The following is a 14,077-nucleotide window of genomic DNA, read 5'->3' on the forward strand; positions in this document are numbered from 1 at the left end:
GCAGCAGATCACTTCAAGAGCACTCGAGGTCAACCCCTTCTGGGGCTTGTCCGGGTCGGTGACGATGGGTCCATGGACGTGTTCGTGATCGGCGGCGTGGGCATCGACACCGTCGTGCGAGTTCCCGGCCTGCCGTTGCCGGACCGGGAGACCATCCACGTCGCGCCGGTCGAGTCGTACATCGGTCACACCGGTCACGGCGTCGTCCTCGGCTGTCACCGGCTCGGCCTGGATTCCGGCCTCGCCGACGTGATCGGTGACGACGCGGCGGGCCGGCGGATCCGTGCGGTGTACCAGGAGCTCGGCCTGCCGCTGAGGGTCGCCGTGCACCCCAGCGGTACCCGGCGCAGCGTCAACCTGGTGTCGCCGGACGGGAGCCGGGTCTCGCTGTACGACGGACGCCACCCCGCGGGCCTGCGGGTCGACCCCGGCCTGTGGCGCGGGTGGATCGAGCGCGCCCGCCACGTGCACGTCTCGATCGTGGACTTCGCGCGCCGTGCGCTTCCCGACGTCCTGACGGCCGGCCGCACGCTGTCGACGGACCTGCACGACTGGGACGGCGACGACGAGTACCACTGGGACTTCGCCCAGTACGCCGACATCGTGTTCGTGTCGACCAGCGCGCTGCGCGACCAGGCGATCGACTGGATCTTCACCTGCGGCCGCGCGTGGGTCGTGGTCGCGATGGCCGGCGCCGACGGCAGCTATCTTCATGTCCGCGGCGAGGAGCCGATCCACCTGCCCGCGGTCGACCTTCCGGGCCGGCCCGTGGTCGACACCAACGGCGCCGGCGACGCCTACGTGGCGGCCTTCCTCACCACCTGGCTGGACGGCCGTTCGTACTACGAAGCCGCGGTGGCGGGCACCGTCGCGGGCGCCTGGGCCTGCGGCTCCCCCGGCACTCACACCGACCTCATCACCGCCGAACAACTGATGCTGCTCACCCGTTAGCCGCGCGTCAGCGGCGGATGCAGGGTGGTCGCCGTACCGCGGCGGAACAGCTGGGCCGGGCGGCCGCCGTCGCGGGTGGTGGTGGCGCCGAGCGGGACGACAAAACCTTCCGTGCGGGTGGCTTTGCGATGGAAGTTGCGGGGGTCGAGCGGGACGCCCCAGACGGCTTCGTAGACGCCGCGGAGCTCGGAGATCGTGAACTCGTCGGCGCAGAAGGCGGTCGCCAGCGGCGAGTACTCGAGCTTCGCGCGGGCGCGTTCAACCGCGTCGGTGAGGATCCGGTGGTGGTCGAAGGCGAGCCGGCCCGGATCGGCGAGCACCTCGGCGACCGGGATCCAGGACGCCGACGCCGCGTCCGAGCCGGCCACCGGCGCGGGCAGGTCCGGGACCAGCGCGAGGTAGGCCACGCTGATCACCCGGCCGCGGGGATCGCGCCCAGGTTCGCCGTACGTCGCCACTTGCTCGAGGTGCATCCTGGGCGTGCTCGAGCCGACGCCGGTCTCCTCGGCGAGCTCTCGCCGCGCGGCGTCCTCCAGCCCCTCGCCGGCGCGGACGAAACCGCCGGGCAGCGCCCAGCGACCGCGGTGCGGAGCGATGCCGCGGCGGATCAGCAGCACCTCGAACGAGCCGTCCTGGACGGTCAGGATCACCAGGTCAGTGGCCACACCCATCGGGTCGAAGTCCATCACACCACCTTAATCGTCACCTTGACGAAAAGCCATCCGACCCCTTATCGTCAAAGTGACGACAAAGCAGGCCGGAGTGTCCGGCCGTGAGGAGACAGCGATGGCAGACATCACCCGGTTCCGGTTCATCAGCCACCTGCGGGCGAACCCGACCACCCACGTCCGGCACCTGCGCAACGGCAAGCTCGCGCACGACGGCGCCGGCCAGGCGTTCTGGTTCCGGGCGCTGAACTCGTCGCTGAGCGAGGTGCCGATCGACGACCGCGAGCAGCCGCTGCTCTTCCACGGCCGGACCGTCGACTTCCAGGACGTCGCGGTGCAGGCGACCGTGACCTACCGGGTGACCGACCCGGCGCTGGCCGCGACCCGGCTCGACTTCGGGATCGACCCGGACACGGGCCGCTGGCGGGCCACTCCGCTCGAGCAGCTCGGCGGTCTGCTCACCGAGCTCGCCCAGCAGACCGCGCTCGACCTGCTGGCGCGGATGACGCTGACGCAGGCACTGTCCGAGGGGATGGCGTCGCTGCGGCAGGCGGTCGGCGCCGGGTTGCGCGAGGACCAGCGCCTGACCGGGCTGGGCATCGGTGTCGAGGACGTGCGCGTGGTCGCCGTACGGGCGGAGAGCGATGTGGAGCGGGCGTTGCAGACGCCGACGCGGGAGATGGTGCAGCAGGCGGCCGACAAGGCGACGTACGAGCGGCGCGCGATGGCGGTCGAGCGGGAGCGGTCGATCGCGGAGAACGAGCTGCAGAACCAGATCGAGCTCGCGCGGCGCGAGGAGCAGCTCGTCACGCAGAAGGGGCAGAACGAACGGCGCCGGGCGACCGAGGCCGCAGCGGCGGGGCGGATCGAGACCGAGGCCGCGGCTGCGCGGAGGCGCGCGCTGAGTGAGGCCGAGGCGGACGCCAAGCGGGTGATCGGCGCGGCCGAGGCGTCGGCGGAGAAGGCGCTGCTCGACGCGTACGCCGAGATGGACCAGGCGACAATCCTCGCCCTGGCGATCAAGCAGGGCGCCCTGCCGGAGATCGGCACGCTCAACCTCACGCCCGACCTGATCACTCCGCTGCTCAGCAAACTGACGGGTGGACAGGAATGAGCCTTCCTCCCCGGGCGGTGCTCGTGCACCGGGCGACCGAGCTGTCCGAGCTGGTCGCCCGGCACGGGACGCGTCAGCAGGCCGGCTTCTTCCTCCAGACCCGCGGGCGGGACCTGGCCGAACTGGACGAACGGCACCACGCCCAGCAGCAAGCACTCGCAGCGGTCTCGGCGGCGATCCCGCTCGACTGGCGGCGGGCCGTCGCCGAGCGCGCCGACCTCGACCGGTTCGTGTTCGGGCCGGAGGACGTGGTGATCGCGGTCGGCCAGGACGGGCTGGTCGCGAACGTCGCCAAGTACCTGGACGGCCAGCCGGTGATCGGGATCAACCCGGAGCCGGCCCGTAACCCCGGCGTCCTGGTGCCGCACGCGCCGGCAGCGATCGCCGACCTGCTGCACGAGCAGCACGTCGAGCACCGCACGATGGTTGCCGCCAGCACCGATGACGGTCAGCGGCTGCTCGCGCTCAACGAGGTGTACGTCGGGCACCGGACGCACCAGTCCGCGCGCTACCGGCTCGCCTCGCCGGAAGGGCTGGAGGAACGGCAGTCGTCGTCCGGCCTGCTGGTCGGCACCGGGACAGGATCCACGGGGTGGTGCCGCTCGGCCTGGCAGGAACGCCGTAGCCGCCTCGCGCTGCCCGGTCCGACGGACCCCGCGCTGTGCTGGTTCGTCCGTGAGGCTTGGCCGTCCCCCGCGACCGGCACGAGCTGCACCGAGGGCGTGCTCACCGCCGGCTACCACCTCACCGTGACAGCCGAGGCCGACCTGGTCGTCTTCGGCGACGGCATCGAGGCCGACTCCCTCACGGTCACCTGGGGCCAGCGCCTCGAGATCGGCGTGGCGCAGACCCGCCTGCGCCTGGTCCGCTGAGGCCCCGGTGGGTCAGACCTCCTTGGCCGGTTGCACGACGACCCGGGTCAGATTGACGTTCCGCGGCCTGGAGACGACGAAGGCCAGCACCTCCGCCACCTCCTCCGCGCTGATCGCCGGAAGCGCGGCAGCCAGCTCCGCGGCCGGCCCCTGAAGCTCGGCCGGGAAGGGTTCCATCAGCTCGGTCCCGCCCGTCATGCCCGGCTCCAGGTTCGTGATCCGGATCCCCCGCGTCGCCAGCTCGAACCGCAGCGCACGGGTGAAGTAGCTCACCGCCGACTTCGTCGCGCCGTACGTCGCCATGCCGTCCATGAACCGGTCGGCTGCCACCGACGAGACGTTCACCAGGTCGGTCGTCCGGGTCTCGGCCGAGCGCAGCAGGTCAGGCAGGAAGGCGTGCACCGCGTTCAGTACGCCGTTCACGTTCACGTCGACCAACTGCCGCCACTCCGGGACCGGGTAGGCGCCGAAGGGCGCGAGCTGCATCAGGCCGGCGTTGTTCACCAGCAGGTCGACCGGCCCCAGCTGCTCTCGCACGGTCGCGGCCGCCCGCGCCATCGAGTGCTCATCGGTGACATCGGCCGGTACGGCGAGCGCCGTACCGCCTGACTCGACGATTTGGGCGGCGAGCTTCTGCAGCCGGTCCTGGCGGCGCGCGAGCAGCGCGACCGCGGCGCCTTCGGAGGCGAGCCGGACGGCGATGGCGGCGCCGATCCCGCTGCCGGCGCCGGTGATGACTGCTGTACGAGTTGTCATGCATCCACCGTCGGCCCGTCTTGCCGGCCGGACCAGATCCGAGTGAACCGTGGGTCCGGCAGTACCACCCAGTCGTCGAACCGGTCGGGGATACTGGGGAACGTGACGGTTCGCCCTCAGCTCGGTGAGTTCCTCCGCAGCCGGAGGTCGCGCGTCCGGCCGTGCGACGTCGGGCTGCCCATGGGCAGCGACCGTCGCGTGGCCGGCCTGCGGCGCGAGGAGGTCGCCCTCCTGGCCAATGTGAGCGTGGACTACTACGTCCGCCTGGAGCAGGACCGCGCGCCGAACCCGTCCGCCGCCGTCCTCGACTCCCTGTCGTCCGCACTCAAGCTGACCGAGGCCGAGCACGCGCACCTGCGTCTCCTGGCCGCCCCACCGGCGAAGCAGCGCCCGGAACCGGCCGTCGTCCGGCCCACCGTGGTCGCGATGATCACCGGCCTCACCGAGACACCGGCCATCGTGCTGGACCGGCTGAGCAACGTGATCGCCTGGAACGCCGCCGCGGCCGCGCTGCTCACCGACTTCGGCGCCCTCTCACCGGCCGAGCGCAACCTGACCAGGCTCTACTTCCTCGACCCCGCGGCACGGGAGCTCTACCTGGACTGGAAGACCGTCGCCAAGGACGTGGTCGGCCACCTGCGCCGGACCTCCGCCGAGTACGCCGACGACCCCGAGCTCGGCGCACTCGTCGAGGAGCTCAGCACCCGCTGTCCCGAATTCGCGACCTGGTGGCAGGGCCACGACGTCAGCATCAGCGCGCACTGCCCGAAGCGCCTCGACCACCCGGTCGCCGGTCGTCTGGATCTCGACCTCGAGGTGCTCGAGCTGCCCGGCGACCACGGCCAGCACCTGATGACCTACACGCCCTCCGACGGCAGCACCCGCGTCCGGCTGCAGGCGCTGATCAGGAGTCACACCCGAGAGGCGTGGTCCGCGTAGCCGGGACCGGAGCCCGAAGTATTCCCCGTGATCTGCACGGATGGTGACCACTCGGGTGAGATGTGTGCTGACAGCGGTGTCAGGTTCTGCATAAGGTGCGTTCACCACAACGGCCCTGTCGAGGGAGGGCCGAGGTGCTCCACTCACCGCCCACAGGGGAGCAGAACCGCATGCGCAGATCTCGATCGAGCACGGCCTTTCGCACTTCGGTGGCCTTGCTCGCCACCGCGGCACTGGCGCCGATCGCGTCGCTGACCGCGACCGCCGGCCCACCGAGCAAGCCGTTCGTGCAGGGAACCCGGACCGTCGCCGCCTACGACTACGACAACGCGATCCACGAACGCGTCGAGGTCGAGGTGCCCGGCGTCGACGGGGACGCGAACGGCGTCAAGGACCGGGTCACCGTCGACATCGTCCGGCCCGGCGAGGCCGCCCAGGCCGGGATCGACATCCCGGTGATCATCCAGGCGTCGCCGTACTACGCGGGTGACCCGAAGAACTACTTCGACGCCGACGGCACCCGGCAGGTGTACGGGAGCTGGCTGGACAACTACTTCGTGCCCCGCGGGTACGCCGTGGCCTTCGTCGACATGCCGGGCACGTTCCGCTCGACCGGCTGCAGCGACGTCGGCGCGGATCTGGAGGTGCTCGGCACGAAGGCCGTGATCGACTGGCTGAACAACCGCGTCCCCGGCCACACCCCGGCCGGCGCGAAGGCGAAGGCCGACTGGTCGACCGGAAAGGCCGGCATGATCGGCGTCTCCTGGAACGGCACGATCGCCAACTCGGTCGCCAGCACCGGCGTACGGGGGCTGCAGACCATCGTGCCGATCGCGGCGATCTCGTCCTGGTACGACTACACCCGTGGCTTCGGCGTGCCGTTCTACGACGAGTACATGGGCTTCCTGCACGACTACGTGAGCAACGACGCCTCGCCGCGCTGTGAGGAGCTCACCAACATCATCGAGCAGGACTCCGACACCCGCACCGGCTCGTACAGCAAGTGGTGGGACCCGCGGAACTACCGGCTCGACGCGAGCAACGTGAAGGCCAGCGTGTACGTCGTGCACGGCCTCGGCGACGAGAACGTGAAGACCCGGCACTTCGGCGAGTGGTGGGACGAACTGGCCAAGCGCGGTGTGCCGCGCAAGATCTTCCTGCACCAGGGTGTGCACCTGGACGGCTTCAGCTTCCGCGACGAGTGGGTGAACAAGCTGCACCCGTGGTTCGACTACTGGCTGCAGGGCCTGCAGAACGACGTGATGAAGACCCCGCAGGCGACCGTGCAGCGCGAGGACGGTTCGTTCGTCGACGAGCCGCGCTGGCCGGCGACCGGCGTACGGAACACCAAGCTCAGCCTCAGCAAGCCGCTGGACTCCAAGACCGGCGGGCTGTCGATCGCGGCCGCGTCGTCGGACCCGGTCAGCTTCACCGGAACCAGCCAGCCGTCGGCCGACACCGTCGTACTGGATCCGACCGCGCAGCGGACCGACCGGGCGGTGTTCCTCAGCAACGACCTGGAGCAGTCGGTGCGGATGTCCGGCACCGGCAAGGTCACGGTCCGCGTGAAGGTCGACAAGGCCGCGGCGGGGATCAAGGCCCGGCTGGTCGACTACGGTACGGCGACCCGCTACCGCGACGTCACCAACGTGCCGAACACCAGCGTCTGCTGGGGTGACGGCAACACGCTCGACACCGGGTGCTACGCCAAGACCCAGATCAACACGGCCGTCTCGGACGCGTCGATCGCGGTCCGCACGCTGGCCGACATCGGCCACTACAAGTCGCTGAACCGCAAGGAGTCCCTGCAGTCCGGCAAGTGGTACGACCTGACCTTCGAGCTGAACGCCGACGACGTCGTCTTCACCGCCGGCCACCGCCTCGGCCTGGTGCTGACCGTCGAGCCCGACAACCCGTCGATCCCGTTCACCGGCGCGACCGTCACGCTCGACCCGACCCGGTCGTCCCTCACCCTCCCGCTGACCAGCGCCCCCGACCTCGCGACCACGGACACCCCGCGGTCCCGGATCGCGGCGAACTCCCTGGCCCAGCCCGAACCCTCCAACGACCCCGTCGAACTGATGCGTCAGTTCGTCGAGGCCAGCCGCTGACCTGAAACGACCAGAACCCCGGATCCAGCACGGATCCGGGGTTCTGCTCATCCAGCCGTACGCCTGCGGACTAGAGCGTGATCGACCAGGAGTTGAGATAGCCGGTGTCGGCGGAGGCGACGTCCTGGACCCGGAGGCGCCAGGTGCCGTTGCGCACCTCGTTGGTGACGTTCGCGGTGTACGTCGTGTTGATGTTGTCGCCCGAGTCGCTGCCCGAGTTCTTCAGCCGGTACGACGAACCGTCGGGAGCGAGCAGGTCGATGACCAGATCACCGCGGTAGGTGTGCACGATGTTGACCGCGACCCGCGCCGACGACGTGCTGCCGGTGCAGCCGGTCGCCGTGACCGAACTGGTGACGGCCGCACCCCGGTCGGGGATGGCCACGTCGGTGTTGTTGGTGAACGGTCCACAGGCCGGGCCGGTCCCTCCCCCGAGGTTCGCGGCCGCGGCGGCGATGGCCGACGCGAACGTGCTCACCTGGGTGTAGACGCCGGGCGCACTCGGCCGGGCACAACCGTCGCCGTGGCTGACGATGCCGACCTGGATCCACGCGTTCGCGTTGTCCCGCCGGAACATCGGTCCGCCGGAGTCACCCTGGCAGGTGTCGACGCCACCGGTCCCCATCTGCCCGGCGCACAACTCGGCCGCGAAGATCAGGTTGCTGTAGTACGGACCGGCGTTCCGGCACGTCACGTCGTCGACGTACGGGACCTGCGCCTTGAGCAAGTACCGCTGCTGCGCGCCACCCTCGGTCGCCGCACCCCAGCCGGCCACCGTGAACGTGCCGGTGTCGTACGCCGTAGTGGTGGTGATCGGCAACGTCGGTACGCCGGCGATCGGGCTGGCCAGCTTGATCAGCGCCCAGTCGCCACCGGTGCTGGTGCCGTAGGTGGGCGAGCGGTGCACGTACGTCGAGCGCACCTTGGTCGCCGACGTGTCCTGCAGGTCGACCACGCCGACCGTGGCGGTGATCGAGGTGTTGTTGCCGGTGGAACCCACGCAGTGCGCGGCGGTCAGCACGAGCTGATTGGTGTACATCGAACCACCACATCCCATGGACAGCCTCACCATCCACGGAAACTCCCCTTGCAACGCGCGGGTTCCACCGACGACTCGGGGCTCGGGCTCACCTTGGGCGGAGGTGGAGCCGGCGCTCGCCGAGTGGGCGGGCACGATGACCAGGGCGGCGGTCATCGCGCACAGAGCGGCGGACTTGAACAGCGTTTTCAACGACTGGCGATTCAGAAGCATGGGCGGTGCCTCCTCGAAAACTGCCTCGGTTGCACAGTTTGTACACCCTTCGGCACAGCCGGTGATGGCACGGGAGTGCGAGGGCACCGATGCGCCGGGATCGAGACCCAACCGAAACGGGTGGCGCTGCCTCGGCCACGAACTCGGGCCAGAATTGGAACAGCAGCCCGGCGGCGCTCAGGTGGTCCGTCGCCGGGCTGCTGGACCTCAATTCTCGCTCACACATGCGCGGAAACGGTGGCCAGATGGTGACACGGCACAATAATGCTGACAGGACAACAATCATCGCTGACCGCAGTGACCGCAGCACGGACAGCACGATCCGGCCGGCGCGGATGGTTCTACCCTGGTCTGGCGGTTGCCCATGGTGACCGCGCACGGGAGGGAGGGGACGGCGATGGGCTCGACCGATACGGAGCGTGCCGAGCACCTGCGGGTGCTCGGGCTCAACGACGACCAGATCCTGATCTACCAGCACCTGCTCCGGGCTGGACCGTCGTCGGTCAGCGAGCTGGACGCGGTGGTCGCCGGTCGCGAGGCCGGAATCGAGGACACGCTCGGCGGCCTGGTCCAGGCCGGGCTGGCCCGCCGGTCCGGGTCGGACCACTCGCGGTTCCTGCCGGTGCCTCCCGACGCCGGGCTGGAGGCGCTCACGCTGCGCCGGGAGTCCGAGCTGAAGCAGGCGCGGATCGAGGTGCTCAACGCCTACGACGAGTTCCGCCGGACCGTGCACAACGAGTCGACCACGCACCTGATCGAGGTGGTCACCGGGACGGCGATCGTCGAGCGGATCAACCAGATCAAGGGCAGCGCGCAACGCGAGATCCTGGCGATCGACTCCCCGCCGTACTACCTGGGCGCGGGACCGAACCAGATGGAGATCGAGCAGCTCAACCGCGGCGTCGCCTACCGGGTGGTCTACTCGCCGGAGTCGGTCGAGGTGCCCGGCTATCTGACCGAGAACATCCTGCCCTGCGTGGAAGCCGGTGAGCAGGCTCGCGTGCTGCCCGACGTCCCGGCCAAGCTGACGATCATCGACGGCTCGATCGCGTTCGTGTCGATGTCGGTGCGCGACACCGACGTGAACCGGTCCCTGCTGATCATCCGGCCGAGCAGCTTGCTGACGGCACTGATCGGCATGTTCGAGCTCTGCTGGCGCAACGCCCTGCCGCTGCACGCGTCCGTCGGCGCGGAGGACGACCGGCTCGAACCGATCGAACGGCGGTTGCTCGCGCTGCTGGCGACGGGGGCTGCGGACGACACGATCGCCCGGACGTTGGGCATCAGCCGGCGTACGTTCTTCCGGTACTTGGAGCGGTTGATGAACCGCACCGGCGCAAGCACGCGCTTCCAGCTGGCCTTGCACGCGGCCCGCGAGAACTGGCTGTAGGTCGCGAGGTCTAGGTGGACATCCGGTAGACGACGAAGCCGGTGTCCACCGCGACCTTGTCGTACAGGAGCCGGGCGGCGCGATTGGTCTCATGAGTGTGCCAGTACAGGCCTTCCGCGCCCGCCTCGGCCGCACGCTCCCGCACCGCGTAGATCAGCGCCCGCCCGACCCCGCGCCCCCGAGCATCCTCGGTGGTGAACAGGTCCTGCAGGTAGCAGGTCGGTGCGAGCTGGATGGTGTTGCGGTGGAACAGGTAGTGCGCCAGGCCGAGCAGGCCGCGCTCGCTGTCCGCGACGAGACCATGCACCGGCTCTGCCGGATCGAAGAACCGCGACCAGGTCGCGGCGGTGTTCTGCTCCGGCAGGGCCGTGGCGCCGGCCCTGCCGTAGAAGGCGTTGTAGCCGTCCCACAAGGGCCGCCAAGCGGTCAGGTCGGCCGGTTCGACCGGCCGGATCACGACCGGCTCGCTCAAGCGGCGAACTCCTTGGCGACGACCTCGGCAATCTGCGCGGTGTTCAGCGCGGCGCCCTTGCGCAGGTTGTCGCCGCAGACGAACAGTTCCAGCGCCTGCGGGTCGTCCAGCGACTTGCGGAGCCGGCCGACCCAGGTCGGATCGGTGCCGACCACATCGGCCGGGGTCGGGAACTCGCCCTCGGCCGGGTTGTCGAACAGGATCACGCCCGGCGCGTCCCGCAGCACCTCGCGCGCCTCGTCGACGTCCACCTCACGAGCGAACCGCGCGTGCACCGACAGCGAGTGCGTGGTGATCACCGGCACCCGGACACAGGTCGCGGACACCTTCAGATCGGGCAGGTTGAGGATCTTGCGCGACTCGTTGCGGACCTTCAGCTCCTCGGACGACCAGCCGTCCTCCTTGAGCGAACCGGCCCACGGCACGACGTTCATCACCAGCGGCGCCGGGAACGGGCCGAGCGCGTTGCCGATCACCCGGCGTACGTCGCCGGGCGTCGTACCGAGTTCGCGATTGCCGGCCACCTTCATCAGCTGGTCGTACAGCGCGTCGATGCCTTCCTGGCCAGCGCCCGAGGCCGCCTGGTACGACGCGACGACCAGCTGCTCCAGCTCGTAGCGGTGGTGCAGCGCGCCCATCGCGACGATCATCGACAGCGTCGTGCAGTTCGGGTTGGAGATGATGCCCTTCGGGCGGTTGCGGGCCGCCTCGGCGTTCACCTCCGGCACCACCAGCGGGACGTCGGGGTCCATCCGGAACGCGCCGGAGTTGTCCACCACGACCGCGCCCTTGGCGGCCGCGATCGGCGCCCACTGCGCGGAGATCTCGTCCGGGACGTCGAACATCGCCACGTCGATGCCGTCGAAGGCGGCCTCGGAGATCGCGACCACCTCGACCTCCTCGCCACGGACCTTGAGCCGCTTGCCCGCGGAACGCTCGGACGCGATCAGCCGGATCTCACCCCAGACGTTCTGCCGGGTGGAGAGCAGGGTGAGCATCACCGTGCCGACGGCGCCGGTCGCCCCGACCACCGCCAGCGTGGGCAGGCCCGCCCGCTCGTCGATCGTGCCGTCCGCAGCGTTCACCGGGGTCACCGTCCTGTTCCTCCGTAGACGACGGCCTGGGTGTGCTCGTCGTCAAGGTCGAATGCGGTGTGCGCCGCGGTCACGGCGACGTCCACCAGGTTCTCGTCCACGACCACCGAGATCCGGATCTCCGAGGTGGAGATCATCTCGATGTTCACGCCGGCGTCGGCGAGCGCGGAGAAGAATTTCGCGGACACGCCCGGGTGCGAGCGCATTCCGACACCGACCACCGAGACCTTGCCGATCTGGTCGTCGTACAGCAACTGCTCGTAGCCCACCGCGTCCTTCATCCGGGCCAGGGCCGACATCGCCCGGGCGCCGTCGACGCGGGGCAGCGTGAAGGAGATGTCGGTGCGGTTGGTCGCCACCGCCGACACGTTCTGCACGATCATGTCGATGTTGGTCTCGGCACCGGCCACCGTCTCGAAGATCCGGGCCGCCTCACCGGGCTTGTCGGGTACGCCGACCACGGTGATCTTGGCCTCGTTGCGGTCCTGGACCACGCCGGAGATGATCGCCTGTTCCATCTGATTCAGTTCCTTCGCATCGACGACCCAGGTGCCTTCCTTCTGGGAGAAGGAGGAGCGCACGTGGACGGGGACGTTGTAGCGCCGCGCGTACTCCACGCAACGCAGGTGCAGGACCTTGGCGCCACAGGCGGCCATCTCGAGCATCTCCTCGTAGGAGATCTTCGGGATCTGCTGGGCGGCCGGCACGATCCGCGGGTCCGCGGTGAAGATGCCGTCCACGTCGGTGTAGATCTCGCAGTAGTCCGCCTCGAGCGCGGCGGCCAGCGCCACCGCGGTGGTGTCGGAGGCACCGCGGCCCATCGTGGTGACGTCCTTGGTGTCCTGGGCGACGCCCTGGAAGCCGGCCACGATCGCGACGTGGCCCTCGGCCAGCGCGTCCTCGATCCGGCTCGGCGTGATGTCGATGATCCGGGCGTTGCCGTGCGCCGAGGTGGTGATCACGCCGGCCTGCGAACCGGTGAACGACCGGGCCTCGTAGCCCAGGTTCGCGATCGCCATCGCCAGCAGGGCGGCCGAGATCCGCTCACCCGAGGTGAGCAGCATGTCGAGCTCGCGCGGTGGCGGCAGCGGAGAGACCTGCTGGGCCAGGTCCATCAGTTCGTCGGTGGTGTCGCCCATGGCGGAGATGACCACCACCACGTCGTTCCCGGCCTTCTTCGTCGCGACGATCCGTTGGGCCACACGCTTGATGCAATCGGCGTCAGCGACCGAAGAACCGCCGTACTTGTGCACGACGCGTCCCACAGCTGTGTCTCCTCAAAGCTTGGTCCCCAGCGAGCAACACTGGTTGCGGTACGCCGTGCGGCGCTGCACCAGGCGTGTTCGTTCGCCTCATTCTAGCCGTGACCAAGTCGTTGTCTCCTGCCTGACCAGGACCTGGGCGACCCGTTCGGCGGCCGGCCGCGCCGCGCGCAGGAACACGGGTCCCGGCGGGCCGGCGCCGAAGACCTTCCGGGCGACCGGCCACTTGTTTATATAAGTCATCACTGAAATACTGGGGTCATGCACGCCTTCGACATTCTCGGCGACCCGGTCCGGCGCCGGATCCTGGAGTTGCTCGCCGACGGTCAGCTCCCGGCCGGGCAGATCGCGGCCACGATCGGGAGCGAGTTCGGCATCAGCCAGCCGGCCGTCTCCCAGCACCTGCGCGTGCTGCGCGACAACGGTTTCGCCACCGTGACCGTCGACGGGACCCGGCGTTTGTACGCCGTCGACACGGAGCCGCTGCGGGAGATCGACGCGTGGCTGGACCGCTACCGCAAGTTCTGGACGAATCGCTTGGACGCCCTCGACACGGAACTGCGCCGAGGTCGCCGCGCTGCTACCCGGGAGACTCCTGATGCCTGACCTCGATCTGGTGCTCGGCTCGACTGCGCGGAGCATCACGCGCATGCCGACGACGGACCACGACACACGCTCGGGCGGCTCGGCGCCCGCCGACACGTACTCCGTCGTACTGCGCCGGAGCTACGACGCCGACATCCAGGACGTCTGGTCGGCGTGGACCACGCCGTCCCGGCTCAGCCGCTGGCTCGGCGATCTCACCGGCACGCCACAGGTCGGCGGCGTCGTCCAGCTGACGATGTCCCCACCGGACCAGGACGTCGCCACCCTCCACATCACCGCGTGCGTTCCACCCACTCAGGTCCGAGCCCGCTGGACCTGGCCAGACGAACCCGACTCCACCGTCGAACTCCTCCTGGAGCCCACCGGCACGACCACCGAACTCACCCTCACCCACTCCCGCACGACGGCGGCAACAGCGGTCCAGTACGGCTACGGCTGGGAAGACTTCCTCAACCGCCTCACCGAGCTCCTCGCCGGTCGCGATCCCGCGGCAATCTCCTGGGCCGACGCGCAGCTCCACCTGCAACCACTCTGGACGGAACTGCTGGAAAAAGCTTGACCTGGAGCGCACTCCAGGTAGCAAGCTGACC

Annotated in this window: 14 protein-coding genes; 8 read left to right on the forward strand and 6 right to left on the reverse strand. The window is 69.6% G+C overall.

Annotated features, from left to right (window positions below; all coding sequences use genetic code 11):
* Positions 1-72 precede the first annotated feature (72 nt).
* Positions 73-951 (forward strand): carbohydrate kinase family protein, encoded by an 879-nt coding sequence (locus BWI15_RS30225; protein WP_077017938.1) that lies wholly within the window; start codon positions 73-75, stop codon positions 949-951.
* Here the strand turns inward: BWI15_RS30225 and BWI15_RS30230 are convergent.
* Entirely contained in the window at positions 948-1,637 is a 690-nt protein-coding gene (locus BWI15_RS30230) for an NUDIX hydrolase (RefSeq protein ID WP_077017939.1), read from the reverse strand. The two genes, BWI15_RS30225 and BWI15_RS30230, sit on opposite strands and share 4 nt — an antisense overlap.
* A 100-nt stretch (positions 1,638-1,737) precedes the next feature.
* Here BWI15_RS30230 and BWI15_RS30235 point away from each other — a divergent pair, with 100 nt between their 5' ends.
* The gene (locus BWI15_RS30235; protein WP_077017940.1) at positions 1,738-2,733 is read left to right on the forward strand and encodes an SPFH domain-containing protein; all 996 of its coding nucleotides are present in this window, start codon (positions 1,738-1,740) and stop codon (positions 2,731-2,733) included.
* Positions 2,730-3,605: an NAD(+)/NADH kinase gene (locus BWI15_RS30240; protein WP_077017941.1), complete on the forward strand. Its 876-nt coding sequence runs from the start codon at positions 2,730-2,732 to the stop codon at positions 3,603-3,605. Before BWI15_RS30235 ends, BWI15_RS30240 begins: the two co-directional genes overlap by 4 nt.
* 12 nt (positions 3,606-3,617) lie before the next feature.
* Here the strand turns inward: BWI15_RS30240 and BWI15_RS30245 are convergent, their stop codons facing one another.
* Complete coding sequence (locus tag BWI15_RS30245) at positions 3,618-4,361, reverse strand: SDR family oxidoreductase (protein WP_077017942.1); 744 nt, start codon at positions 4,359-4,361, stop codon at positions 3,618-3,620.
* A gap of 102 nt (positions 4,362-4,463) precedes the next feature.
* Here BWI15_RS30245 and BWI15_RS30250 point away from each other — a divergent pair, with 102 nt between their 5' ends.
* Both BWI15_RS30250 and BWI15_RS30255 read left to right on the forward strand, forming a co-directional pair.
* Positions 4,464-5,300: a helix-turn-helix transcriptional regulator gene (locus tag BWI15_RS30250; protein ID WP_168197402.1), complete on the forward strand. Its 837-nt coding sequence runs from the start codon at positions 4,464-4,466 to the stop codon at positions 5,298-5,300.
* 170 nt (positions 5,301-5,470) lie between these two features.
* The gene (locus tag BWI15_RS30255; protein WP_077017944.1) at positions 5,471-7,411 is read left to right on the forward strand and encodes a CocE/NonD family hydrolase; all 1,941 of its coding nucleotides are present in this window, start codon (positions 5,471-5,473) and stop codon (positions 7,409-7,411) included.
* 70 nt (positions 7,412-7,481) lie between these two features.
* Here the strand turns inward: BWI15_RS30255 and BWI15_RS30260 are convergent, their stop codons facing one another.
* Positions 7,482-8,663 carry a trypsin-like serine protease gene (locus BWI15_RS30260; protein ID WP_077017945.1) on the reverse strand — a complete coding sequence of 394 codons (1,182 nt, stop codon included), beginning with the start codon at positions 8,661-8,663 and terminating at the stop codon, positions 7,482-7,484.
* A 397-nt stretch (positions 8,664-9,060) separates the two neighbouring features.
* Here BWI15_RS30260 and BWI15_RS30265 point away from each other — a divergent pair, with 397 nt between their 5' ends.
* Entirely contained in the window at positions 9,061-10,053 is a 993-nt protein-coding gene (locus BWI15_RS30265) for a helix-turn-helix domain-containing protein (protein WP_077017946.1), read from the forward strand.
* A gap of 10 nt (positions 10,054-10,063) precedes the next feature.
* Here the strand turns inward: BWI15_RS30265 and BWI15_RS30270 are convergent, their stop codons facing one another.
* Genes BWI15_RS30270 through BWI15_RS30280 form a run of 3 tightly spaced genes read right to left on the reverse strand, consistent with a single transcriptional unit; the run spans position 10,064 to position 12,884 of the window.
* Entirely contained in the window at positions 10,064-10,525 is a 462-nt protein-coding gene (locus BWI15_RS30270; protein WP_077017947.1) for a GNAT family N-acetyltransferase, read from the reverse strand.
* Entirely contained in the window at positions 10,522-11,619 is a 1,098-nt protein-coding gene (locus BWI15_RS30275) for an aspartate-semialdehyde dehydrogenase (RefSeq protein WP_077017948.1), read from the reverse strand. Before BWI15_RS30275 ends, BWI15_RS30270 begins: the two co-directional genes overlap by 4 nt.
* Positions 11,616-12,884, reverse strand: coding sequence for an aspartate kinase (locus BWI15_RS30280; RefSeq protein ID WP_077017949.1), 1,269 nt, complete (start codon positions 12,882-12,884; stop codon positions 11,616-11,618). The genes BWI15_RS30275 and BWI15_RS30280 overlap by 4 nt, the downstream gene beginning before the upstream one ends.
* Before the next feature lie 258 nt (positions 12,885-13,142).
* On the opposite strand from BWI15_RS30280, the gene BWI15_RS30285 reads away from it, so the two are divergent.
* Both BWI15_RS30285 and BWI15_RS30290 read left to right on the forward strand, forming a co-directional pair.
* Complete coding sequence (locus BWI15_RS30285; RefSeq protein WP_077017950.1) at positions 13,143-13,487, forward strand: ArsR/SmtB family transcription factor; 345 nt, start codon at positions 13,143-13,145, stop codon at positions 13,485-13,487.
* The gene (locus BWI15_RS30290) at positions 13,480-14,046 is read left to right on the forward strand and encodes an SRPBCC domain-containing protein (RefSeq protein ID WP_077017951.1); all 567 of its coding nucleotides are present in this window, start codon (positions 13,480-13,482) and stop codon (positions 14,044-14,046) included. Before BWI15_RS30285 ends, BWI15_RS30290 begins: the two co-directional genes overlap by 8 nt.
* The last annotated feature ends 31 nt before the right edge of the window (positions 14,047-14,077 follow it).

Origin of the sequence: Kribbella sp. ALI-6-A (assembly GCF_001984195.1) — a bacterium.
GTDB lineage: Bacteria > Actinomycetota > Actinomycetes > Propionibacteriales > Kribbellaceae > Kribbella.

Excerpts from the sequence above, each read along its gene's own strand:
- BWI15_RS30225 (WP_077017938.1), top strand. The coding sequence starts at position 73 with ATGGACGTGTTCGTGATCGGCGGCGTGGGCATCGACACCGTCGTGCGA.
- BWI15_RS30230 (WP_077017939.1), bottom strand. The coding sequence starts at position 1,637 with ATGGACTTCGACCCGATGGGTGTGGCCACTGACCTGGTGATCCTGACC.
- BWI15_RS30235 (WP_077017940.1), top strand. The coding sequence starts at position 1,738 with ATGGCAGACATCACCCGGTTCCGGTTCATCAGCCACCTGCGGGCGAAC.
- BWI15_RS30240 (WP_077017941.1), top strand. The coding sequence starts at position 2,730 with ATGAGCCTTCCTCCCCGGGCGGTGCTCGTGCACCGGGCGACCGAGCTG.
- BWI15_RS30245 (WP_077017942.1), bottom strand. The coding sequence starts at position 4,361 with ATGACAACTCGTACAGCAGTCATCACCGGCGCCGGCAGCGGGATCGGC.
- BWI15_RS30255 (WP_077017944.1), top strand. The coding sequence starts at position 5,471 with ATGCGCAGATCTCGATCGAGCACGGCCTTTCGCACTTCGGTGGCCTTG.
- BWI15_RS30260 (WP_077017945.1), bottom strand. The coding sequence starts at position 8,663 with ATGCTTCTGAATCGCCAGTCGTTGAAAACGCTGTTCAAGTCCGCCGCT.
- BWI15_RS30265 (WP_077017946.1), top strand. The coding sequence starts at position 9,061 with ATGGGCTCGACCGATACGGAGCGTGCCGAGCACCTGCGGGTGCTCGGG.
- BWI15_RS30285 (WP_077017950.1), top strand. The coding sequence starts at position 13,143 with ATGCACGCCTTCGACATTCTCGGCGACCCGGTCCGGCGCCGGATCCTG.
- BWI15_RS30290 (WP_077017951.1), top strand. The coding sequence starts at position 13,480 with ATGCCTGACCTCGATCTGGTGCTCGGCTCGACTGCGCGGAGCATCACG.